The organism is Roseateles sp. 22389, assembly GCF_052044995.1.
In the GTDB taxonomy this organism is placed as follows: domain Bacteria; phylum Pseudomonadota; class Gammaproteobacteria; order Burkholderiales; family Burkholderiaceae_C; genus Roseateles.
The window spans coordinates 210937-232766 of the sequence record NZ_JBQEOF010000006.1 but is presented as its reverse complement, the minus strand read 5'-3'; the positions used below and the strand labels follow the sequence as shown (position 1 = coordinate 232766).

The following is a 21830-nucleotide window of genomic DNA, read 5'->3' as shown; positions in this document are numbered from 1 at the left end:
ATCCCCAAGGTTGCGGACGGCTCGGAATCAACCCGGATGCCGGCGGGCAAGCGGCGCGGGACATTGGCGGTACGAGCCAATGGGAGGCCGCCATGACCGCAGCAGCACCGCCCCCGCCCGAAGCACCGCCCCCGGTGCCAGACGGGTCCGAACGCCAGACGCTGGCACAGCCATGGCCGCGGCGCGACGACGAGGTCCTGATCGCCGAGGCCATGGCGCTGCTGCCCCCGCTGCGACCGCGTCTGCAGGCCCTGATCCGCCGGATCGAGGTCCCGCCCCCCTGGGACGACGAAGCGCAGCGGCAACGATGGAAGCAGGACCATCCCCGAGTCCCTGTCAGCTCGGACTGGGCGACTTACGAGCGGTGGCGCAAGGCGCTGATCGATGCCCGCCTGAAGTGGCTCCGCGCCTGGATCCATCGCCTGGGCGAGGATGAGGCTCCGGCAGCGCTCTGCCTGTCGGGTGGCGGCATCCGCAGCGCGACCTTCAGCCTGGGCGTGATCCAGGGGCTCGCCGCCAAAGGCGTCATGCGGGACTTCCACTACCTGTCCTCCGTTTCCGGCGGCGGGTACATCACCAGCCTGCTGTCGGCCTGGATCCGCAACGAGGCCCTGCTGCGCCAGGCCGACGCCGCCGGCATGAGCCTGGCCGACTACATGAATGCCGGCATGGGCTCCCGGGCGCCGATCCAGACCGAGGGGCCGGCGCTCAGCGATGCGCGGGCGGCGGTGCTCGACACCCTGGGCCGGGTCGGCGACGCCCAGTCGGAAGAGCCCCAACCGGTGCGGCGCCTGCGCGCCTTCAGCAGCTACCTGAGTCCGATGCGGGGCGTGTCCGCCGACTTCCTCACGCTGCTGGCGATCTACGCGCGCAACCTGACGCTCAACTGGATGGTGTGGATCCCCGCGCTGTTGGGCGTGCTGCTGTTGCCGCGCCTCTACCTCGCCTGGCTTCAGGCGGGGCTGCCGGGCGACGGCTGGCGTCAGGCCATGATGTGGGCCGCCTGGCTGCTGATCGTCTGGACCATCGCCTACATGGCGTCGGACCTGCCGGCGCCACCGCCCAAGCGCAAGCCGCGATCGCCGGTCCAGCACCTGCAGGCCGGCGCGCCGCCGGCCTCCTCCGGCGCAGCGGCCGCGCGCACGGAGGAGCGGCTCAAGGGGCCGCCCCCGGACAGGCCGGACGACACCTGGCAGATGGTGCTCCCGCTGTTCGCCGCCGCGTTGCTGCTGACCTGCCTGATCGGCTGGGAGGTCCGCGACCCCGCGGGCAGGCCCGTCTGGTCGATCTGGCTGCCGGGGTGGGCGCGCCAGGCGCTCGCCGCCGTCACGCCCGACCCCGAATGGCAGGTCACGCTGCTCGGCTTCGTGCTGGGCGCCTTCACTCAAGGCGCCGCGTCACTGCTGGGCGGACTCGTGCTGCGCAAGGCGCGGGCGCGGGAGCCGGGGACGCGTCCGGCGGATGGCTGGGCCTTCATCGCCGTCACCGTCGCGGGCGGCGGCACCGGCGCGGCGCTGTATTGGGTCATCCGCTGGCTGATCACCTTCTCCCCGCCGCCCGAGGCGCTGCCGTGGCAACCCGTCGAGATCGGCCTGGCCCCGCACGACCTGCGTCTGCTGGCGCTCTGGGGCGTGCCGCTGTTGATGACCCTGTTCTGGGTGGGCGTCACCGTCTATGCCGGATGGCGGCGCCCCGTCGGCCTGGAGGATGAACGCGAGTGGTGGGCGCGTGCCGCGGCGCGCTGGATGTTGCCGTCCGCCTGCTGGATCCTCGGCGTCGGACTCGTGTTCTACCTGCCCAGCCAGATGCTCGCGCTGTTCAAGCTGCAGGGCGGACAGGCGGCGGCCTTCGGCGCCGGGACGGGGGTGCTCGGGCTGTTGCTCGCGACCATCGGGTTCATCAGCAAACAAGGGCCCGCCTGGCGCCAGAAGGCCGAGTCGTTCGCCGACAAGACCGGCATGCGCATCGCCGACCTGCTCTCCATCGTCTTCATCGTGCTGTTCCTGACCGGCCTGTCGTACGCGATCACGGCCATGATGCGACTGCATGAGCCCTACCTGAAGGCGCAAGAGGCGCGGCTCGGCGTCGATGTGCAGGCGCCCGCCTTCTCGCGCATGGTCTGCGCGAAGCTCAAGGCGCAGGATCCCGAGACACGTTTCAGCCTGGGCTCAAGCTGCCGGCCGCTCGACTGCGGCCACGCCGGCAAGCGCTGCGCCCCCTGGACGGACGAAGCCGCCCACTTCTACACCGCCTCCCTCCTGACGACGATCGACCCGCTGCCGCTCGTCGGGGCGCTGCTCGTGGCCGCCCTCCTGGCGCTCGGCACGTCCTACCGCATCGGCGTCAACGCGTTCTCGCTTCACAGCCTCTACGGCAACCGGCTCGTGCGGGCCTACCTGGCGGCCAGCCGTCGCGACGAGGATCGCCGGCCTCACTGGTTCACCGGTTTCGATCCGCAGGACAACCTGCCCATCCACGAAACCTGGCCCGAGAAGCATGCCGAGCGGGACGCCCGCCCGCGGCTGATGCACATCGTCAACGTGGCCCTGAACCTCGTGAAGCCGACGGGCAGTCGCCTGGAGTGGCAGGACCGCAAAGCCGTCGCCTTCACCATCTCCCCGCTCTACTCGGGCAGCAGGACCACCGGCTACATCCCGTCCAAGCACTACCTCCAGACGCCTCACATCGACGGCATCAGCCTGGGATGCGCGATGACCGTCTCGGGCGCGGCGGCGTCGCCGAACATGGGCTATCACAGCTCGGTGCCGCTCGCGCTCGTGATGACGCTGTTCAATGTCCGGCTGGGCATCTGGTCCCCCAACCCGATGCGCGCGAGTTCCCCGAAGTGGCCCCAGGAACGTTCGGAACCGGCGCTGGGCCTGTCGACGATGATCGATGAGGCCTGGGGCAACACTTCCGCCGAGACGGCCTTCGTCAACCTGTCGGACGGCGGGCATTTCGACAACACCGGCCTGTACGAGATGGTGCGGCGCCGGGTCCGTCACATCGTCGTCGTGGATGCCGGCGCGGACCCCGACTACCAATACGACGACCTGCTCTCGACGGTCCGCCGCATCCGCATCGACCTGGGCATCGGCATCGAGTTCACCACCAACATGCCGGGGCCGCTGGAGCGGCAACGGTCCGGCGCGGCGGTGGCGCGGGCGCGGATCCGATATGGCCAGGCCGATGCGGCCGCGCCGGACGGCACGCTGCTGCTGATCAAGCCCGCGCTGGTGCACGACGATCCGCGCGGTCCATGGTTGCCGCTCGATGTCCGTCGCTATGCCGAGGAGAGCCGGCGCGGCAACCAGCGCTTTCCGCAGCAACCGACCTCGGACCAGTTCTTCGACGAGTCCCAGTTCGAGAGCTATCGCATGCTGGGCTTGCACACCGTGCTGGCGGCGTACGGTCCGCCCCCCGGATCGGCCGCACCCGGCACCGCTGGATCGCCGCTTCCGGGCTTCGGGGGATTGTCGCGGGCCATCGAATCGGTCGCCGTGGCGCCGCCCGCGCCACCGCGCCCGGAAGGAGAAGGCGGAAAACCGGCCCAGGCGGGGGAATCGGCGCTGAGCAAGTTGCTCGGCAGTCTCAGCGACAACGCGCAGATGGTGGCCGCCGGCACGCTGGTGAGCGTCGTCACGGTCACTGGCGTCTCGTCGGTCGGGTCGTCCGCGCCGCCCGCCGCCCCGCCTCCGGCGCCGCCGCCGGCGACAACGGTCGCGCCTCCGACGCCGCCGGCGGGGAACGGCGACGTCAACCTCTCCCTGGCGGAATTCGCCTCGCAGATCAGGAACGCCTCCAGTTCGGCCCAGACCTTCACGCTCGAGGTGGTCGCTGCCGCTTCCGCGGCCAGCGGCGTCGGTCGACGAGACGGCACGCTGACCGTCAAGCTCGACGCCGCCGACGTCGAGCGGCTGAAGCAGGCCGCCAACGCCAGCGCTGCCGCCGCGACCAGCGCGAGCTCGGCCGCCACTCGCGCCGACACCGCCGCGACGCAGGCCGCTTCGGCAGCGGACAGCGCGGCCACGGCCAGCAAGACGATGAGCGGCATGGCCACTGACATCGCCGCCATCAGGCGCAGCGTCACGCAGGTGCCACCACGATCCAACGTGCGCGGCGGCGAAGGAGCCCGGCCATGATGCGGCCGTCCGCGGCGATGAGAGCGCTCGGAGTCTGGATGACGGCGTGCCTGGTCGGCTGCGCGCCGATGCCCAAGCTCAGCGCCAACTGGTACACGGTCGTCGACCCCGAACCGGATCCGGCACGCCAGGCAGAAACCCGGCAGGACGGCTCGACCGAGATCCCGACGCGGGAGGTGACAAGCCTCCTCCTGGCGATCCTGAACCAGGAGCGCACCATCGTGACCTTGAAGGACATCGTGATCAATCCGATCGTCGACGACCAGGGGAACACCGTGGCCGGCCTGGGCCTGACGGGCCCGGATCCCATTGCCATCGAACCCGGGCAGATGCTGCTGCTGGAGATTCATCGGAACCCGCCCCGCGGGACCTCGACCGCCCTCAAGCCGGTGGCGCCGCCCTCGTCCGATCTCCCCACCTGGAAATGCGCCATTCCGACCCGCGTGCAGATGACCGCCGCGTTCGTGAAACGTTGGGACTGGGCGCATTACCGGGTGGATGAGCACCGCTCGACCCTGGAGCTGTCCAATCCGATGCCGTCGGCGTTGCCCTACGACTGGCAGCATTGCTGGAATCCGGAACGCGCGATGCGGAGCTTTCCGCCCGCGAGGCCCTGATCCCGTTCACGCCACCAGGCGCGGCGGCCCCGGCGGATTCGGCGGCATCTGCAGCGCGAAGCCGCCGGCGCGCTTGCGCATCGTCGCCGGATCGACCTGCGGCGCCTGCGCCGGCCAGTCGAAAAACTTCTGGATCTCGCTGCGCCGCGCCAGCGTGTCGGCCATGCCCAGCGTGATCAGCTCGCTGGTGTATTCCGGCTCGAAGAGCAGGTAGCTGACCAGCGCCGAGCCGCTCGCCGAAGCGCCCTCCCCCGACACGCCGATGCCTCTCAGCAACCCGCGGATCGGCGGCGGCAGCGCGCCCTGGTGCTCGGCCGCCAGGCTGTCCAGCGGCCGGCTCGGCGCGATCACCAGGGCTTCGATCGGTTTGAGCGGCGTGTTGCGCAGCGCTTCCTCCGGCAGCAGCGCCAGCGTGCTGTTGATGCGCTTGAGCCGTTCGATGTCCACGGCCAGCGCGTCCAGGAAGATGTTGGACAGCGCATGCCCGGCGATCTGCGCCAGGCTCGGATGCCCGGTCGGCGTCGGGCCGTGCTGGCCTTCGCCACCGGCCTCGTGCATGCGGCCGGCCCCGATCACCAGCACCTTCTCCGCGCCCAGGTGCACGGCCGGCGAGATCGGCGCCGTCTGCCGCATCGAGCCGTCGCCGAACCATTCGACCGCGCCGGCCAGGTCCAGCGGCTCGGCCGGGAAGATGAACGGGATCGCCGACGACGCGACCAGGTGCTCGATCGACAGCCGCGGGATGCGCGTGGCGATGCGCTGCGTGCGCACCCAGGGCTCGCGCTGCTGGTGGGTCTGGTAGAAGGTGACGTGGTGGCCCGAGGTGTAGCTGGACCCGGTCACGGCCAGCGCGTCGATGTAGCCCTTGGCCAGCATGTCGTCCAGCCGGTCCATCTTGATCCACTGGCCGAGCAGGCCGCGCAGCGGCGTGTTGTCGAGCAGGCTGCGCGGGCGCGTGCGGCGCCAGCGGTTCAGCGCCCAGCCCAGCGACACCATCGTCAGCCACTTCGCGCCGGAGCGGATGACGCCCAGCGAGTCGGCGGCATAGACCTGGTCGACGTGGATGTTCTGCCAGATGTACATCAGGCCGTCGACGGCGGAGCAGAAGTCGTCCGCCTGGCAGGCGAGCGTGGCGGCGTTGATCGCGCCGGCGGAGGTGCCGGCGATCACCTGGAAGGGGTTGTCGCCGGTGGTGCAGGCGTCGCGCCGGAGCTGCGCGATGGCCGCGAGCACGCCGACCTGATAGGCCGCGCGAGCCCCCCCTCCCGTAAGGATGAGGCCGGTCTTGGGCTTGGCATCCTGCATGAGGCGCAGCTTACGCCGGGCAGGACGGCGGGGTGTCGCCGGTTTACCCGGCAAATGGGGGATGGCGAACAGCCGGGATCGCGAGCGATCCCGGGATCAACGACGCCGGCCGACGCGGCGCGGCTTCAGATCCGGCTTGGACGCAGCACTCATCGAGGTTTCCTCTTTGCGTGCACCGTCCGCGGAACGGTGTCCGCCATCAGCTCGGCCAATTCCTTGTCGGAGCCCAGGTTGGACAGCGTGTCGAAGGTGCCCTCCAGGCCCAAGGCCCACAGGACCATCAGGACGGAGCCGATCTGCACCGTGGGCGCGCCCCGTTCCACCGCCGACAGGGTGCTGAGGCCGATGCCCGCCTTCGCGGCCAGATCGGGTTGCGTGATCCGACGCGCCCGCCGGGCCAGTGAAATCCGTTCACCGAGATCGACCAGCGAGTCCTCGACGATGAACGGCAGGGTCTTGATACTCTTCATACAGCAAGATTTTTAGCTTAAAAATCTTGCTATAGCAACTTTTTTAACTTTCCATGGCCCAACACTGATCAGCGGCGATCAACCGCCTTCCGAGTACACGATCTCCGCCGGCTTGAGCTGCTCCAGCGCCTCGTCGCTGGGCCAGAACTTGCCCGCGCCGCCCAGGCCCAGCTCCGCCGTCGCGCCCGCGCGCTTGATCGGGATGCGCAGCTCCAGGCCCTGGCTCAGCACGCCCTGCTCCGTCTCCACCCGTTTGGCGGGCCAGCTCTTGACCAGCTCCAGCACCGTCGCCGCCGGCAGGTTGGGCGCCGTGCGCAGGTAGCGCCCGAAGCGCGCCCGCGCCGCCGCCAGGCTGAACACCTGCTGCACGTTCATCCGCAGCCCGCCCGAGAAGCGGTCGTTCTGCACCTTGCCCACCGCGATGATCAACTCGTCCTCGGCGAGCAGCTCCTTGTTGGCGTTGAGCAGCTCCTCATTCGCCACCGCCTCGATCGCATCGGTCTTGTCGTCGATCTTGAAGATCGCCACCCGGCCGCGCGACCCGTTGATCACGCGCATGTCGGACACGATGCCCGCCACCGTCGTCGGCTCGCGGCTGTCCTGCAGGTCCACGATCCGGCGCTTGACCATCTTGCGCAGCTCGGTCTCCGCCTGGTCGAACAGGTGGCCCGACAGGTAGAAGCCGATCGCCGTCTTCTCCAGGCTCAGCCGCTCCTTGATGCCCCACGGCGGCACGTCGACGAACTCGGGCTCCGCCGTCGAGGAACCATGCGTGCCGTCGAAGTCGAACAGCCCCCCCTGGTTGGCGTTCTGCGCCAGGTTGTCCGCGTAGGTGTAGCCCAGCGCCACGCTGGCCAGCAGCCGCGCGCGGTCGGGATGCAGCGCATCGAAGGCGCCGGCCTTGATCAGCGCCTCCACCACCCGCTTGTTGACCGCCTTGCGGTCGACCCGCGCGCAGAAGTCGAAGAAGCTGGTGAAGGGCCCGCCCTCGGTGCGGGCGCGAACGATCGCCTCGATCGCACCGGCGCCGGTGCCCTTGATCGCCCCCAGGCTGTAGTTGATCTTGCGCGCACGCGGCGTGACGCCCGGCTTGGCGCCCTCCTTCGGCGGCGTGCGCACCGTGCCCTCGTCCGCGCCCATCGGCTCGAAACGCCCCACGCCCAGGTTGATGTTGGGCGGCTCGAACTCGATGCCGAACAGCTTGGCGTCGTTCATGAGCACCTTGAGCTTGTCCGTGTCGTCCGATTCGATCGTCATGTTCGCGGCGAAGAACTCCGCCGTGAAATGGACCTTCAGCCAGCCGGTGTGATACGCCAGCAGCGAGTACGCAGCCGCGTGCGACTTGTTGAAGCCGTAACCCGCGAACTTCTCCATCAGGTCGAAGACCTCGTCGGCCTTGTCCTGATCGATGCCCTTCTCGGCCGCGCCCTTGCGGAACAGCTCGCGGTGCATGGCCATCTCTTCGGCCTTCTTCTTGCCCATCGCGCGGCGCAGCATGTCCGCGCCGCCGAGCGAGTAGCCGCCCAGCACCTGGGCGGTCTGCATCACCTGCTCCTGGTAGACCATGATCCCGTAGGTCTCGGACAGCACCGGCTCCACCAGCGGATGCGGGTACTCGACCACCTCCTTGCCGTGCTTGCGCGCGACGAAGCTGGGGATCAGGTCCATCGGGCCCGGGCGGTACAGCGCGTTCAGCGCGATCAGGTCCTCCAGGCGCGAGGGCTTGGCGTCCTTCAGCATGCGCTGCATGCCGCTCGATTCAAACTGGAACACCGACTCGGTCAGGCCGTCGGAGAACAGCTTGTAGGTCCGCTTGTCGTCCAGCGGGATGGTCTCGAAGGCGAAGTCCTTGTGCTCGGGATAGCGCGCGACGATGAAGTCCTTGGCCAGCTCGAGGATGGTCAGCGTCGCCAAGCCCAGGAAGTCGAACTTGACCAGGCCGATGGCCTCGACGTCGTCCTTGTCGTATTGGCTCACCGCCGAGGTCGAGCCCGGCTGCTGGTACTGCGGGCAGAAGTCGGTGATCTTGCCCGGCGCGATCAGCACGCCGCCGGCGTGCATGCCGATCGAGCGCACCGTGCCCTCCACGCGCGCCGCCATCTCCAGCAGGCCGGCCACTTCCTCGTCCTGCGCCTCGCGCTCCTCGATCTCGGGCGACTCGTGGCGCGCGTAGACCATCTTGGCCTTGTCCGGGTCGAAGTCCGGCGGAAGCTTGGCCAGCGTCACCGTCTTGCCCGGGGGCGCCGGCACCAGCTTGGCGATCGAGTCCACATGGCCGAAGCCCATGCCCAGCACCCGCCCGATGTCGCGCAGCGCGCCCTTGGCCGCCATCGTGCCGAAGGTCGCGATCTGGCTCACCGCCGGCCGGCCGTACTTGTCCTTGACGTACTCGATGACGCGGTCGCGGTTGCCCTGGCAGAAGTCGATGTCGAAGTCGGGCATCGAGACCCGCTCCGGGTTCAGGAAGCGCTCGAACAGCAGGTTGTACTGCAGCGGGTCCAGGTCGGTGATCAGCAGCACGTAGGCCACCAGCGAGCCGGCGCCGGAACCCCGGCCCGGCCCCACCGGGCAGCCGTTGTTCTTCGCCCAGCGGATGAAGTCGCCCACGATGAGGAAGTAGCCGGGGAAGCCCATCTTGATGATGGTCTCGAGCTCGAACTCCAGTCGGTCGACGTAGCGCTGGCGCACCGCCTCGCGCTTGGCGGGGTCGGGGTAGAGCAGGTTCAGCCGGTCCTCCAGGCCCTCGTAGGAGAGCATGCGGAAGTACTGCTCCATCGGCATCGGCGTGCCGTCGGCCTGGATCGGCGTCGGGAAGTTGGGCAGCTGCGGCTTGCCCAGCACCAGCGTCAGGCTGCAGCGCCGGGCGATCTCCACCGTGTTGGCGATCGCGCTGGGCAGGTCGGCGAAGAGCTTCTCCATCTCCGCCTGCGACTTGAAGTGCTGGCTCGGCAGGAAGCGCTTGACCCGCTTGGGATTGGCCAGCGTCTCGCCATCGGCGATGCAGATGCGGGCCTCGTGCGCCTCGAAGTCGTCCTCGTTCAGGAACTGGATGGGATGCGTCGCCACCACCGGCAGCTTCGCCTTGGCGGCCAGCGGCACCAGCTGGCGCAGCAGGGCCTCCTGGCCGGGCAGGCCGGCGCGCTGCAGCTCGATGTAGAAGCGGCCCGGATAGATCGCGGCCAGGCGCCGCGCCCAGTCCAGGGCCTTGGCCTCGTCGCCGGCGATGAGCGCCTGGCCGACCGGTCCGAACTGCATGCCGCCCAGGCAGATCAGGCCCTCGTGGAGTTCCTGCATCCATTCCAGCTTCAACAGCGCCTGGTTGCGCTGCACGTTCTGGATCCAGGCGCGCGACAGCAGCTCGCTCAGGTTGAGGTAGCCCTGGAAGTTCTGCACCAGCAGCAGCACGCGGCTGGGCGGCTTGTCGGTGGCGTCCGGCTCCAGCCAGACCTCGGCCCCCAGCACCGGCTTGACGCCCTTCTTGCGGCAGGCGTTGTAGAACTTCACCCCGCCGAACATGTTCGCGAGGTCGGTCAGCCCCAGGGCGACCTGGCCATCCTTGGCCGCCGCGCTGGCGGCGTCGTCGATGCGCAGGGTGCCGTCGACGACGGAGTACTCGGTATGGGTGCGGAGGTGAACGAAAGCCATCGGCGGATTGTAAGAAGGCTATGCTCGCCCCCCATCGAACACACGCGCGGAGCGCCCGCAGGACCATGAGCATGACGACCAGCATGACGATGCGCCTCTCGACCAGGCCCCATTCCCGGTCCTGCGCGACCGCGCTGGCCGCGCTGGCGCTGTGCGCGCCGCTGATGGCGCTGGCCGCCACGGCCCAGCCGCCCAAGCCGGCGAAACCGTCCCGCAGCAGCGCGGACATCCTCGCCACCGCGCCGGCGTCCGTGTGGCGCGACGTCGACCCGGACAACCTGTTGGTGATGACCCTGCCGCAGGGCCAGGTGTTCATCGAACTGGCGCCGCGCTTCGCCCCCGCGCATGTGGACAACATCCGGGCGCTGGCCCGCGGCGGCTACTACGACGGGCTGGCGATCGTGCGGGTCCAGGACAACTTCGTCACCCAATGGGGCGACCCCAACGCCGATGACGAGGACACCGGCATGAAAGGCAAGGGCAAGCCCTTCCCCGCGGGGGCGAAGGCCCACCTGCCGGCGGAGTTCTCGATCCCGCTCAAGGGGGTGCCGATGACGGTGCTGCCGGACGTCGACGGCTGGGCGCCGCGGGTCGGCCAGGTGGACGGCTTCGCCGCGGCGGCGGATCCCAAGGCCGGCAAGGCCTGGCTGGCGCACTGCTACGGCAGCGTCGGCGCCGGCCGCGGCAACGCGGCCGACTCCAGCACCGGCGCGGAGCTCTATGCCGTCATCGGCCAGGCGCCGCGCGGGCTGGATCTGAACATCACGGTCGTGGGCCGCGTGCTCAAGGGCATGGAGTTCCTGTCCTCGCTGCCGCGCGGCGGCGCGGCGATGGGCTTCTACGACAAGCCCGAGCAGCGGCTGGGCATCGAGCGCGTGGCTCTGGCCGCGGCGCTGCCGGCCGAGCAGCGGCCCGCGCTGCAGGTGCTGCGCACCGACACGCCGACCTGGCAGGAGCTGCTCGACGCCCGCCGCCATCGGGGCGGCTGGTTCGTGCACAGCCCGGGCTACACCGACCTGTGCAGCGCCGCCGTCCCGGTGCGGGTCAAGCCGGCCGACGGGCCGGAGGTCAAGCTCAACGAGCCGAAGTCGCCCGAGAGTCGTCGCTGAGCGCATCCGCGCCCCCGGGGCGCGGTCGCCGGCCGCCCTACAATCGCGCGTTTTGCTGATCCTGCGCGGCCCCGCGCCGCCGCACCGGCATGAACGCTGCTGTCCCGCCTGAACCCCTGCCCGTCCTGAACATCTCCTGCTACCTGTTCGTCGCCATCGAGGCGCCGGACGCGTTGCGGGACACGCTGCACGAGCGCGCACGCACGCTCGATCTGAAGGGCACGGTGCTGATCGCCGAGGAAGGCATCAACCTGTTCCTGGCCGGGCCCGCCGAAGCGGTGCGGACCTGGGTCGGCGCGCTGCGCGCGGACCCCCGCTTCGCCGCGCTGGCGCCCAAGGAAAGCTGGAGCGACACCGTGCCGTTCCGCAAGCTGCTGGTGAAGGTCAAGCCGGAGATCATCCGGATGAACCATCCGACGATCCGCCCCGACCAGGCGCCGCGCGCGCCCGCGCTGCCGGCCGCCACGCTGCGCCGCTGGCTGGACCAGGGCCATGACGACGAGGGCCGCCCGGTGGTGACGCTGGACACGCGCAATGCCTTCGAGGTCGACGTCGGCGCCTTCGATGGCGCGATCGACTGGCGCATCGCCAAATTCAGCGAGTTCCCCGAGGCGGTCCAGGCCCACCGCGCCGAACTGGCCGGCAAGACCGTGGTCAGCTATTGCACCGGCGGCATCCGCTGCGAGAAAGCGGCCCTCTACCTCGAGCAGGACGCACGCGCGCATGGCGTCGACGCGCGGATCTACCAGCTCGAAGGCGGCATCCTGAAGTACTTCGAGGAAGTGGGCGGCGCGCATTACCACGGCGACTGCTTCGTCTTCGACGAGCGCCGCGCCGTCGACCCCGAGCTGGCGGCCTCGCCCGAATCCGTCATCGAATGAGCGATCGCCCGACCTTCGGCGCCCGGCTGATGAAGCTGCTGGGATTCGCCGTGCTGGCGACGGCGCTGCTCGCGATGGCCTTCCGCGCGCCGGACCGGCCGCTGGAAAGCCTGATCGCGCGCTGGGCGCCGCCGCCGTCGGACTTCCTCGAGCTGAAGCTGCCGGGCGGCCAGGTGCAGCTGGTCCATTTCCGCGACGAGGGTCCCCGCTCCGACACCACCCCCATCGTGCTGCTGCACGGCACCGCCGCGAGCCTGCACACCTGGGAGGGCTGGGTGAAGTCGCTGAGCGCGACGCGCCGCGTCATCACGCTCGACCTGCCGGGCTTCGGCCTGACCGGTCCTTCTCCTCTAGGCGACTACAGCGACGACGCCTATGGCTCGTTCCTGTGGTCCTTCCTCCAGCAGTTGCAGATCAGCCGCATGGTGCTCGGCGGCAACTCGATGGGGGGCGCCCTCGCGTGGCAGTACGCGGCGCGGCATCCGGAACAGGTGGCGGCGCTGGTGCTGGTCGACGCCGGCGGGCTCGATCTGCCCAGTGCCGCGGTGCCGGCGGGCTTCAGGCTGCCGGACTCGCGGCTGCTGCACTGGCTGGCCGGCGTGTTCCTGCCCCGGCCGCTGGTGGACCGCAGCGTGCGCGAGGTCTACGGCGATCCTTCCAAGGTCGATGCGGCGCTGGTGGACCGCTACTTCGAGCTGACGCTGCGCGAAGGCAACCGCGAGGCGCTGACGCAACGCCTGGCACAGCGCACGCCCGGCCGCCACGTCGAACTGCTGGCCCGCATCCAGGCGCCGACGCTGATCCTGTGGGGCGGCCGGGACCGCCTGATCCCGCTGGTGGCGGCCGCGCGCCTGCATGAGGCCATCGCGCACAGCACCGTGCAGGTCTTCCCCGGACTGGGGCATGTCCCCCAGGAGGAGGACCCCGCGTCCACCGTCCAGGCCGTTCACACGTTTTTGCACTCTCCTTAACCCTGATGGCCGCCACGCCTGCGGCATTGCAACAATCCCCCCCATTCCGGACCCGCCTCCCCCGAAGCGGGAGCGAGCCGCCCAAGAGGCGGAACCGGAAGTCCATTCCACGATTCCTGCTCAATCACAAGGAGCCTTCATGCAACGACGACAACTGATCGCCCGCGCCGCCCTGACCGCCTGCGCCCTGCTGGCCACCGCCGGTGCCGTGCACGCCCAGGCCCCTGACTGGAAGAAGATCCGCATCGGCGTCGAGGGCGCCTACCCCCCGTTCTCCGAAGTCGGCGCCGACGGCAAGCTCAAGGGCTTCGAGATCGACCTGGCCTACGCGCTGTGCGCCGAGATGAAGGCCGAGTGCACGCTGGTGCAGCAGGACTTCGACGGTCTGATCCCGGCGCTGCAGGCCCGCAAGGTGGACGCGATCATCGCCTCGGTGTCGATCACCGACGAACGCAAGAAGGTCATCGCCTTCTCCAACCCCTACTACAACACCCCGGCCCGCTTCACCGCCAAGGCCGACGCCAAGTTCGACTTCTCGCCCGCCGGCCTGAAGGGCAAGAAGATCGGCGTGCAGCGCGCGACCATCCACGAGAAGTTCGCGACCGACACCTTCAAGCAGAGCGAGATCGTCCGCTACGCCACGCAGGACCAGGCCTTCCTGGACCTGAAGTCGGGCCGCGTGGACCTGACGCTGGCCGACCTGGTCGCCGCCGACGTCGGCTTCCTGAAGACGCCCGCCGGCAAGGGCTACGCCTTCGTGGGCCCGAGCTACGACGACGTGAAGTACTTCGGCGTCGGCTCCGGCGTGGGCCTGCGCAAGGCGGACGAGAAGGTGCTGGGCAAGAAGTTCAACGACGCCATCGCCGCGGTGAAGGCCAACGGCACCTTCAAGAAGCTCAACGACAAGTACTTCGAGTACGACATCTCCGGCAAGACGGCCAAGTAAGCGGCCGGTCCGCCCCGGGAGGGCCCGCCCGCGCGGCCCCTCCCCCGGGCGCCGGGTCCCCGCCTCACTCTCGCGCCACTCCCGCCCCACTCCCCGCGAACGATAGCGATCCCCACCGATGAACCTGCACGGTTACCTGCCCAGCCTGCTCGAGGGCGCCTTGCTGACCCTGGGCGTGGCCCTGAGCTCGATGGCGCTGGCCATGGTGCTGGGGCTGCTCGGCGCGATGGCCAAGCTGTCGAAGTACCGCGTCGCCAAGGGCGTCGCGACCGTCTACACGACGCTGATCCGCGGCGTGCCCGACCTGGTGCTGATGCTGCTGATCTTCTTCGGCGGACAGGTCGCGGTGAACGCGATCGCGCTGCAGCTCGGCCACGAGGAGTACATCGACATCAACCCGTTCGTGGCCGGCGTGGCGACGATCGCGTTCATCTTCGGCGCCTACCTGACCGAGGCCTTCCGCGGCGCCTTCCTGGCCGTGCCGCCGGGACAGCGCGAGGCGGGCCTGGCCTTCGGCATGAGCCCGGCCCAGGTCGCCTGGCGCATCACCTTCCCGCAGATGTTCCGGCACGCGCTGCCGGGCCTGTCCAACAACTGGCTGGTGCTGATCAAGAGCACCGCCATCGTGTCGGTCATCGGGCTGCACGACCTCATGATGCGGGGCTCGCAGGCCGCCGCCGGCACGCGCGAACCCTTCGTGTTCTACCTCGCGGTGGCGCTGATCTACCTGCTCTTCACCTCGGTGTCCGAACTGGTCTTCGACCAGCTGCAGAAGCGCCTGTCCACCGGCGTGCGACGCCACTCGCTGTGAGCGCGACCCGCCGCCCGCGCCGTCCCGCTCCCGCCCGACCCGACCCGACCGAACGATTTCCCCATGAACCTGGACGCCATCGTCGAGAACCTTCCGCGCTACCTCGAGGGCGCGGTCGTCACCTTCGAGCTGCTCATCGTCTCGCTGCTGATCGGCCTGGCCCTGGCCATTCCGCTGGCGGTGCTGCGCACCCTGCCGATCAAGTGGCTGTCGCGCACGGTCTGGGCCTACACCTACGTGTTCCGCGGCACGCCGATGCTGGTGCAGCTGTTCCTGATCTATTACGGCCTGGGCCAGTTCGAGTGGATGCAGCGCAGCGCGCTGTGGCCGCTGTTCAGCTCGGCCTGGTTCTGCGCCTGCCTGACCTTCGTGCTGAACACCGGCGCGTACACGACGGAGATCATCGCCGGCTCGATCCGCTCGCTGCCGCACGGCGAGATCGAGGCCGCCAAGTCGCTGGGCATGAGCCGCTGGGTGATGCTGCGCCGCATCGTGCTGCCGCACGCGCTGCGCCGCGCGCTGCCGGCCTACAGCAACGAGGTGATCTTCATGCTGCACGGCACCGCGCTCGCGAGCGTGGTGACCATCATGGACGTCACGGGCATCGCCCGCGACATCAATGCCACCTACTACATTCCGTTCGAGGCCTTCATCACCGCCGCGCTCTTCTACTTCACGATGACGCTGGTGCTGGTGGGGCTGTTCCACCAGGCGGAGAAGCGCTGGCTCAAGCCCCTCATGCCGCGCTGACCCGCGCTGGCCCCGCGCTGACGCTTCTCGCCCCGCCCCCGCCCCGCTTCCCCATTTCCAGCGCGCCGCCTCCCCGCGGCCCGCGCCGCCACCCCACTCCGATGCAACTCCGACAACATCCGCTTCCGAGCCCCACCCCGGGCACGCAGCGCGAGCTGGTCTCGCTGCACTACGGCCGCCCCGGCGAGGGCCAGAAGGTCTACATCCAGGCCTCGCTGCATGCCGACGAACTGCCCGGCATGCTGACCGCCTGGCACCTGCGCCGCCACTTCGACGCGCTCGAGGCGGCCGGGCGGCTGCGCGGCGAGATCGTGCTGGTGCCCATGGCCAACCCGATCGGGATGTCCCAGTGGTGGCTGCAATCGCATCTGGGCCGCTTCGAGGGCCTGTCCGGCGAGAACTTCAACCGCCACTACCCCGAGCACATCGAGGCCGCCGCGCGCCATGCCGAGCCTCGTCTGGGGGCCGACGCGGCGCACAACGTGGCGGTGCTGCGCGCCGCGCTGCGGACCGAGATCCAGGCCGGGAGCGCCGACACCGAGCTCAAGGCGCTGCGCAAGACGCTGATGCTGCTGGCCTGCGACGCCGACGTGGTGCTGGACCTGCACTGCGACGCGCAGGCGATGATGCACCTCTACACCGAGACGCCGTGCTGGCCGCAGTGCGAGCCGCTGGCGGCCTACCTGGGCGCGGCGGTGACGCTGCTGGCGACGGACTCCGGCGACAACCCCTTCGACGAAGCCTGCTCGCAGGTCTGGTGGAAGTGGGCCCGGCATTTCGGGGATCGCTTCCCGATTCCGCAGGCGACGCTGTCGGTGACGGTGGAGCTGCGCGGCCAGCAGGACGTCAGCCATGAACTGGCCGCCAAGGACGCGCAGGCGATCGTCGACTTCCTGATCCACCGCGGCGTGATCGCCGCGGACGGCGCGGTGCCGCCGGTGCCGGTGCCGGTCGGCGACGCACGGCCGCTGGCCGGCTCGATGCCGATCCCCTCGCCGGTGGGTGGGGTGCTGACCTTCCTGCGGGAGGTCGGCGCGGAGGTCAAGGCCGGCGACGTGATCGCGCAGGTCATCGACCCCATCACCGCCCAGGTCACCGACCTGAAGAGCCCGGTGGACGGGCTGCTGTTTGCACGCGACACGCTGCGCCTGGTCACGGCCGGGGCGCGTGTGGCGAAAGTCGCGGGCCGCGAGGCGACCCGCACCGGAAAACTGTTGGGAGCCCGTTGATGTCCGCGGCCAGTCTTGTTGTCGACAACCTCCATAAGCGCTACGGCGATCGCGAAGTCCTCAAGGGCGTGAGCCTCGCCGCGAAACCGGGCGACGTGATCACGCTGATCGGGTCCAGCGGCTCGGGCAAGAGCACCTTCCTGCGCTGCCTCAACCTGCTGGAGCAGCCCTACGAGGGCACGCTCCGCCTGGGCGACGAGCAATTGAAGCTGGTGCGCGACCGCGACGGCAGCTTCAAGGCCGGCGACGCCGCGCAGCTGCAGCGCTGGCGCGCGCGGCTGGCGATGGTGTTCCAGAACTTCAACCTGTGGGGTCACCGCACGGTGCTGGAGAACGTCATCGAGGCGCCGGTGCATGTGCTGAAGCAGTCCCGGGCCGAGGCGATCGAGAAGGCGGAAGCGCTGCTGGCGCGAGTGGGCGTGTCGCACCGCAAGGACGTCTACCCGGCGCAGCTCTCCGGTGGCGAGCAGCAGCGCGTGGCGATCGCCCGCGCGCTGGCGGTGGAGCCGGAGGTGATGCTCTTCGACGAGCCGACCTCAGCCCTGGACCCGGAGCTGGTGGGCGAGGTGCTGAAGGTGATGCGCGACCTCGCCGCGGAAGGCCGCACGATGATCGTCGTCACGCACGAGATGGGCTTCGCGCGCGAGGTGTCCTCGCACACGATGTTCCTGCACCAGGGCCGCGTGGAGGAGCAAGGTGACCCGCGCGAGGTCCTGATCAAACCGCAGAGCGAGCGCCTGAAGGCGTTCCTGAGCGGTGGATTGAAATAGGTCCGCCTGCCGGCGCCCGGATGCGCCGAGCCACAAACAAGCGAACGGCCCGGGCTTGCCCGGGCCGTCGTTCATGGAAACACGGCGGCGAGCCCGCGATCACGCACCATGCGCAGCAGCCGGAGTTCCGCTCCTTGCGGTCCCTTGCCAAGCCCCTGTTCCCACCGCCGGAACTGACGCGCCGTCGTATTGAGGATGCGGGCCAGCGTGTACACGCTGTAGGTCGACTGCTCGCGGATGGCGCGGAAGTCCTCGGCACGCAGCGGTTGCGGCGCTGACATGCCGACGCGCTCGATCGTGCGCAGGTCCTCGTCGTTGAAGGTCCCGCAACCGTGGAGGTCGCGGCTCAACCGAAGCAGGCGTTCCATCGTTTCAGACTTGCGTTTGCGCATCACAGTTCACTTCCTTCAGCTTGTTGCTCTCGATTGAATCGGACAGCTCGCGGACTGATTTGGACGTCAGCGCCTGCCCGATCGCGCGGCATGCATCCCAGGTGGCTGTATCGATCTGATCCTGCTTGCTCTTCGCATAACCCTCGAGGAAGAACCAGGGGCCATCCCCTCGCGTCGCGACGATCACGCGATACCCACCGCGCTTGCCAGCCCCGGATCGTGCGATCCGCTTCTTGAAGAGTCCACTACCGAGATCTGCATCGATCAGCCCGCGTTCCATTTCAGCGACGGCGCGGCACAGGTCCTCTTCTGCGCAGCGCCTGCTTCCTCATCCAGCGCTGAAATCCATCGACCAAGAACACGGCACTCCTCATTCAACCTCCCGGCAGGATTGCGACACGCGCACTCAGTGACAGGCCACGCCAGCAAAGGTCTCACGCTGAAGACGGCCTTCCGATGGGGGACACCTTCGGGCGCGCCGTCCGCCGTTCGTCGGTCTCAGCCTGTCGAGTGCCGCCCTCTCATCCGCCAAACCGCCGCGCCGAGAACGGCGCCGCATCGATGAACGGCGACTCTCCCGTCATCAGGTCCGCGAGCAGCCGCGCGCTGGCGGGGCCGAGCGTGAAGCCCTGGTGGCCGTGCGCGAAGTTGAACCACAGCCCCGAATGCCTCGGCGCCGGGCCGATGACGGGCTTCATGTCGGCGCTACACGGTCGGCTGCCGACCCAGGGCTCGGACTCCACCGCCTCCCCCAGCTCGAGCAGCCCGCGTGCCTGCACTTCGGCGCCCGTCAGCTGGCGCGGCGTGAGCGGTGCGTCGATGCCGGCGATCTCGGCGCCAGTGGTCAGTCGCAGCCCGCGCCGTTGCGGCGCCAGTACATAACCGCGCTCCGCGTCCAGCGTCGGCATCGTCACGCGTCCGCCACCGCGGTAATGGCGGTGGTAGCCGCGCTTGACGAAGAGCGGCAGGCGGTAGCCCAGCGCGCGCACGAAGCGGTCGGACCAAGGCCCCAGCGCGACCACGGCCTGCGCGCCTTCCAGCAAGCCCTGATCGGTCTCCAGCGTCCAGCCATGGGCGCTCGGCCGCGCCGCCATCGCATCGGCCTGCACGAAGCGTCCACCACGCTGCAGGAAGGCCTGCGCGTAGCGCTCGACGAGTGCTCCCGGATCGTCGACGCTCCACGACGGCAGCCAGTGCACGGCGCCGGCCAGGCGCGCCCGGAAATCGGGCTCGGCCGCTGCCAACGCGTCCGCATCCATCGCGACGAAACGGACGCCGTGCTCGCGCTGCACCCGCTCGGCGTCGCGCACGGCCTCGTCGAGCGCGCGCGGCGTGCGGAAGACGAGGCGCAGTCCGTCGCGCCGCACCAGGTCGTCGGCGCCGGCCAGCGCGATGTAGCGGGCGTGCTCGGTGGTCGCGTGAGCGATCAAGGCAGCGTAGTCGCGCGCGATGGCTTGGTGTCGCGCAGGGGCGGAGTGGCGCCAGTAGCGCCACAGCTGCGGCAGCGCGGCCAGCAGCGCGCGCGGGTGGTAATGCACCTCCAGGCCCCGCCCCAGGGCCGCGGACAGCAACGATCTCGCGTCTCGCGGGAAGGCATACGGCTCGACCGCCTCGCGCTGGATCACGCCAGCATTGCCGAAGGAGGTCTCCTGCCCGGGCGGACGGCGGTCCACCAGCGTGACCGCGTGGCCGCGCAAGCTCAGCTCCAGCGCGGTGCAGGTGCCGATCATGCCGGCGCCCAGGACCAGGATCTCCCGTGTCATCGCCCGTGCTCCTTTCTTCTTCCTTCTTCCTTCTTGCTTTTTCCTCGATGCGCCTCAGGCGTACTTGTCACCGACCAGCGCGCGCACCGGGTGGGTGTCGTACACGATGGTCATGCGCTGGATCCGGCCCTGCTCGTTGAAGTCGAAGACATCCACGCAATCGAAGCGGACCTCGGTGCCGTCCCGCAGCTGCCAGTGATACACGAAGTAGGCCATCGCGCGCGATGCGCCCTGGGCGCTGAGCAGGATGTCCAGCACCTCGATTCGGCTCTGCCCCGAGGCGTCACGTACCTTGTCGAAGAAGGGCCGCGGGCTCATGCAGCCGAGGAACGGCGACACCACCTGCGCGTCCTCGGTGAACAAGGCCACGATGCCCTCGACGTCGGAGGCCTCGAGGCGATCGAGGTAGCGCTCGACCACGGCGACGTTCCCGGCGTCCGGCAACGTCGATTCGGAGATGTACTGATTCATGAGTGGTACGCATGCCTGCAGTAGGAAGTTGGCTGGATCCTACGAAGCAATCCTCTCGTTAACCAGCGAAAGCTTCTCATGCGAGCCATGCACTAGGATCATGGCGATGACGCCGCGATCCACCCTCCCACCGCTGCAGAACCTGCAGGCTTTCGTCGCTGCCGCGGAGGCGGGCAGCTTCACGCAGGCTGCGGCCGCGATGCATCTCACCCAGGGCGCGGTGAGCCGGCAGGTGTTGGCGCTGGAGGCGCATTTCGGCTGCGCGCTCTTCACGCGGCAGGCCCGAGGCCTCGCACTGACCTCCGAGGGCGCCGTGCTGCTGGCGGCGGTGCGCGAGGCCCTCGCCGGCATCGGCGCGGCGAGCGCGGCGATCCGCCGTCAGGCGGCGGTGATCAACCTCCAGGTGCCGCCCACGCTCGCGGCCCGCTGGCTGCTGCCGCGCCTGCCTCGCCTGCGCCAGGCCCTGCCCGACCTCGAACTGCGCATCTCCACCAACTGGACCGACGCGCCGGACTTCGCGCGCTCCAGTGTCGACGCGATCATTGCGCACGGGCACGGTCGCTGGCCCGACGTCGACCAGGTGCTGCTGATGCGCGAGCGGCTCACGCCGATGTGCTCGCGGGCCATGGCGACGCGATTGAAGACGCCCGCCGACCTGGCCAAGGTCGAGCTGCTGCATCCCGGCCCCGAGCGGCGAGAGTGGCGACACTGGTTGGATGGCGCTGGCGTCGAGGGCGTCGACGGCGCCAGCGGCCATGTCTTCGACACCCTGGACCTGGCCCTGTCGGCGGCCATGCGCGGACAGGGGGTGGCCATCGCCGACCCGCGGATGCTGCAGGAGCTCGTGGCGGACGGCATGCTGGTGACGCCCTTCGGCACTCAGATAGCCTCGGGGAACGGCTACTTCCTCACCTGGCCGCCGGCGCACGGATCGAAGCGCGGCCTGAACGAGCTCCGCGCCTGGCTGTCGAAGGAGTTCTCGAGCCGGCGCTGATCCGGCCCCGTCGCGGAGAAGGCGCGAGCCCGCGCCAGCGGCGCCCGGCAGGCGGCGCGGCGGCGCGCGGACGCCCGTGCTCAAGCCTCGACGATGACCTCGAAGCCGCCGAAGATCATGCGCTGGCCGTCGAACGGCATGCTCGCCGGGTCGTGGTTCATGCGCGGGTCCTCCATCGACTTCTTCATGCCCTCGTCGCGCACCTGGCGCGACGGCCAGACGATCCAGGAGAAGACCACCGTCTCGTCGGGCTTGCGCTGCACCGCCATCGGGAACGAGGTCACCTTGCCCTCGGGCACGTCGTCGCCCCAGCACTCCACGACCTGCAGCGCGCCGTGGTCCTTGAACACCGCCGAGGCCTCCTGCGCCAGCTGGCGATAGGCCTCGCGCTTGGCGGTGGGCACGGCGATCACATAACCATCCACGTAGTTCATTGCGGTCACTCCGGTTGATCACGCGGCTCACGGCCACGTCCTGCACGACGAACGGCGGCGCGCGAGATCGACATCCTCGGCGCGCATGGCCGGATCGGGTGCCTCCGCCCCTCCATGGAAGGGGAAATGC

The 21830-nt window shown here is 69.6% G+C and carries 19 protein-coding genes; 11 read left to right on the top strand and 8 right to left on the bottom strand.

What is annotated here, in order from left to right; genetic code table 11:
* Positions 1-92 precede the first annotated feature (92 nt).
* Entirely contained in the window at positions 93-4142 is a 4050-nt protein-coding gene (locus ACTJKJ_RS11105) for a patatin-like phospholipase family protein (RefSeq protein ID WP_440820462.1), read from the top strand.
* Positions 4139-4759: a hypothetical protein gene (locus ACTJKJ_RS11100; protein ID WP_440820461.1), complete on the top strand. Its 621-nt coding sequence runs from the start codon at positions 4139-4141 to the stop codon at positions 4757-4759. The genes ACTJKJ_RS11105 and ACTJKJ_RS11100 overlap by 4 nt, the downstream gene beginning before the upstream one ends.
* A gap of 6 nt (positions 4760-4765) precedes the next feature.
* Here the strand turns inward: ACTJKJ_RS11100 and ACTJKJ_RS11095 are convergent, their stop codons facing one another.
* The 3 genes from ACTJKJ_RS11095 to dnaE all read right to left on the bottom strand — a co-directional run bounded on the left by ACTJKJ_RS11095 (position 4766) and on the right by dnaE (position 10179).
* Positions 4766-6064, bottom strand: a complete 1299-nt coding sequence (locus ACTJKJ_RS11095) for a patatin-like phospholipase family protein (protein WP_091733187.1) — start codon at positions 6062-6064, stop codon at positions 4766-4768.
* A 149-nt stretch (positions 6065-6213) separates the two neighbouring features.
* On the bottom strand, positions 6214-6534 hold the full coding sequence (locus ACTJKJ_RS11090; protein WP_091733184.1) for a helix-turn-helix domain-containing protein: 321 nt from the start codon (positions 6532-6534) through the stop codon (positions 6214-6216).
* Positions 6535-6612: 78 nt separating this feature from the next.
* Complete coding sequence (gene dnaE / locus ACTJKJ_RS11085; protein ID WP_147240192.1) at positions 6613-10179, bottom strand: DNA polymerase III subunit alpha; 3567 nt, start codon at positions 10177-10179, stop codon at positions 6613-6615.
* A gap of 71 nt (positions 10180-10250) precedes the next feature.
* On the opposite strand from dnaE, the gene ACTJKJ_RS11080 reads away from it, so the two are divergent.
* The 8 genes from ACTJKJ_RS11080 (at position 10251) to ACTJKJ_RS11045 (ending at position 17646) form a co-directional block, all read left to right on the top strand.
* A complete protein-coding gene (locus ACTJKJ_RS11080) occupies positions 10251-11288 on the top strand; it encodes a peptidylprolyl isomerase (RefSeq protein WP_440820460.1) in 1038 nt (345 codons plus the stop codon).
* Positions 11289-11377: 89 nt separating this feature from the next.
* On the top strand, positions 11378-12169 hold the full coding sequence (locus ACTJKJ_RS11075; protein WP_175538466.1) for a sulfurtransferase: 792 nt from the start codon (positions 11378-11380) through the stop codon (positions 12167-12169).
* Positions 12166-13140: an alpha/beta fold hydrolase gene (locus ACTJKJ_RS11070; protein ID WP_440820459.1), complete on the top strand. Its 975-nt coding sequence runs from the start codon at positions 12166-12168 to the stop codon at positions 13138-13140. Before ACTJKJ_RS11075 ends, ACTJKJ_RS11070 begins: the two co-directional genes overlap by 4 nt.
* Positions 13141-13279: 139 nt before the next feature.
* The gene (locus ACTJKJ_RS11065; protein ID WP_091733175.1) at positions 13280-14086 is read left to right on the top strand and encodes an ABC transporter substrate-binding protein; all 807 of its coding nucleotides are present in this window, start codon (positions 13280-13282) and stop codon (positions 14084-14086) included.
* Positions 14087-14204: 118 nt separating this feature from the next.
* Positions 14205-14897, top strand: coding sequence for an ABC transporter permease (locus ACTJKJ_RS11060; RefSeq protein WP_091733171.1), 693 nt, complete (start codon positions 14205-14207; stop codon positions 14895-14897).
* Positions 14898-14960: 63 nt separating this feature from the next.
* On the top strand, positions 14961-15647 hold the full coding sequence (locus tag ACTJKJ_RS11055) for an ABC transporter permease (RefSeq protein ID WP_091733164.1): 687 nt from the start codon (positions 14961-14963) through the stop codon (positions 15645-15647).
* A 101-nt stretch (positions 15648-15748) separates the two neighbouring features.
* Complete coding sequence (locus tag ACTJKJ_RS11050) at positions 15749-16876, top strand: succinylglutamate desuccinylase (protein ID WP_440820458.1); 1128 nt, start codon at positions 15749-15751, stop codon at positions 16874-16876.
* Positions 16876-17646 (top strand): ABC transporter ATP-binding protein, encoded by a 771-nt coding sequence (locus ACTJKJ_RS11045; protein ID WP_091733154.1) that lies wholly within the window; start codon positions 16876-16878, stop codon positions 17644-17646. Before ACTJKJ_RS11050 ends, ACTJKJ_RS11045 begins: the two co-directional genes overlap by 1 nt.
* Positions 17647-17717: 71 nt before the next feature.
* Here ACTJKJ_RS11045 and ACTJKJ_RS11040 read toward each other — a convergent pair whose 3' ends face one another.
* From ACTJKJ_RS11040 to ACTJKJ_RS11025, 4 genes are all read right to left on the bottom strand, one after another.
* A complete protein-coding gene (locus tag ACTJKJ_RS11040; RefSeq protein ID WP_183492057.1) occupies positions 17718-18038 on the bottom strand; it encodes a helix-turn-helix domain-containing protein in 321 nt (106 codons plus the stop codon).
* Positions 18019-18318: a type II toxin-antitoxin system RelE/ParE family toxin gene (locus ACTJKJ_RS11035; protein ID WP_440820457.1), complete on the bottom strand. Its 300-nt coding sequence runs from the start codon at positions 18316-18318 to the stop codon at positions 18019-18021. The genes ACTJKJ_RS11040 and ACTJKJ_RS11035 overlap by 20 nt, the downstream gene beginning before the upstream one ends.
* 241 nt (positions 18319-18559) lie before the next feature.
* A complete protein-coding gene (locus ACTJKJ_RS11030; RefSeq protein ID WP_440820456.1) occupies positions 18560-19801 on the bottom strand; it encodes an NAD(P)/FAD-dependent oxidoreductase in 1242 nt (413 codons plus the stop codon).
* A gap of 54 nt (positions 19802-19855) precedes the next feature.
* Positions 19856-20272, bottom strand: coding sequence for a nuclear transport factor 2 family protein (locus ACTJKJ_RS11025; RefSeq protein ID WP_440820455.1), 417 nt, complete (start codon positions 20270-20272; stop codon positions 19856-19858).
* A gap of 106 nt (positions 20273-20378) precedes the next feature.
* On the opposite strand from ACTJKJ_RS11025, the gene ACTJKJ_RS11020 reads away from it, so the two are divergent.
* Complete coding sequence (locus ACTJKJ_RS11020) at positions 20379-21266, top strand: LysR substrate-binding domain-containing protein (RefSeq protein ID WP_440820454.1); 888 nt, start codon at positions 20379-20381, stop codon at positions 21264-21266.
* Positions 21267-21346: 80 nt separating this feature from the next.
* Here the strand turns inward: ACTJKJ_RS11020 and ACTJKJ_RS11015 are convergent, their stop codons facing one another.
* Positions 21347-21700, bottom strand: a complete 354-nt coding sequence (locus ACTJKJ_RS11015; RefSeq protein ID WP_091733130.1) for a DUF1428 domain-containing protein — start codon at positions 21698-21700, stop codon at positions 21347-21349.
* Between the last annotated feature and the right edge of the window lie 130 nt (positions 21701-21830).

Bases quoted from the DNA above. Each gene is read 5' to 3' on its own strand.
- ACTJKJ_RS11100 (WP_440820461.1), top strand. From the start codon at position 4,139: ATGATGCGGCCGTCCGCGGCGATGAGAGCGCTCGGAGTCTGGATGACG.
- ACTJKJ_RS11075 (WP_175538466.1), top strand. From the start codon at position 11,378: ATGAACGCTGCTGTCCCGCCTGAACCCCTGCCCGTCCTGAACATCTCC.
- ACTJKJ_RS11045 (WP_091733154.1), top strand. From the start codon at position 16,876: ATGTCCGCGGCCAGTCTTGTTGTCGACAACCTCCATAAGCGCTACGGC.
- ACTJKJ_RS11025 (WP_440820455.1), bottom strand. From the start codon at position 20,272: ATGAATCAGTACATCTCCGAATCGACGTTGCCGGACGCCGGGAACGTC.
- ACTJKJ_RS11065 (WP_091733175.1), top strand. From the start codon at position 13,280: ATGCAACGACGACAACTGATCGCCCGCGCCGCCCTGACCGCCTGCGCC.
- dnaE (WP_147240192.1), bottom strand. From the start codon at position 10,179: ATGGCTTTCGTTCACCTCCGCACCCATACCGAGTACTCCGTCGTCGAC.
- ACTJKJ_RS11055 (WP_091733164.1), top strand. From the start codon at position 14,961: ATGAACCTGGACGCCATCGTCGAGAACCTTCCGCGCTACCTCGAGGGC.
- ACTJKJ_RS11070 (WP_440820459.1), top strand. From the start codon at position 12,166: ATGAGCGATCGCCCGACCTTCGGCGCCCGGCTGATGAAGCTGCTGGGA.
- ACTJKJ_RS11040 (WP_183492057.1), bottom strand. From the start codon at position 18,038: ATGCGCAAACGCAAGTCTGAAACGATGGAACGCCTGCTTCGGTTGAGC.
- ACTJKJ_RS11080 (WP_440820460.1), top strand. From the start codon at position 10,251: ATGACGACCAGCATGACGATGCGCCTCTCGACCAGGCCCCATTCCCGG.
- ACTJKJ_RS11030 (WP_440820456.1), bottom strand. From the start codon at position 19,801: ATGACACGGGAGATCCTGGTCCTGGGCGCCGGCATGATCGGCACCTGC.
- ACTJKJ_RS11090 (WP_091733184.1), bottom strand. From the start codon at position 6,534: ATGAAGAGTATCAAGACCCTGCCGTTCATCGTCGAGGACTCGCTGGTC.
- ACTJKJ_RS11015 (WP_091733130.1), bottom strand. From the start codon at position 21,700: ATGAACTACGTGGATGGTTATGTGATCGCCGTGCCCACCGCCAAGCGC.
- ACTJKJ_RS11050 (WP_440820458.1), top strand. From the start codon at position 15,749: ATGCAACTCCGACAACATCCGCTTCCGAGCCCCACCCCGGGCACGCAG.
- ACTJKJ_RS11060 (WP_091733171.1), top strand. From the start codon at position 14,205: ATGAACCTGCACGGTTACCTGCCCAGCCTGCTCGAGGGCGCCTTGCTG.
- ACTJKJ_RS11095 (WP_091733187.1), bottom strand. From the start codon at position 6,064: ATGCAGGATGCCAAGCCCAAGACCGGCCTCATCCTTACGGGAGGGGGG.
- ACTJKJ_RS11035 (WP_440820457.1), bottom strand. From the start codon at position 18,318: ATGGAACGCGGGCTGATCGATGCAGATCTCGGTAGTGGACTCTTCAAG.
- ACTJKJ_RS11105 (WP_440820462.1), top strand. From the start codon at position 93: ATGACCGCAGCAGCACCGCCCCCGCCCGAAGCACCGCCCCCGGTGCCA.
- ACTJKJ_RS11020 (WP_440820454.1), top strand. From the start codon at position 20,379: ATGACGCCGCGATCCACCCTCCCACCGCTGCAGAACCTGCAGGCTTTC.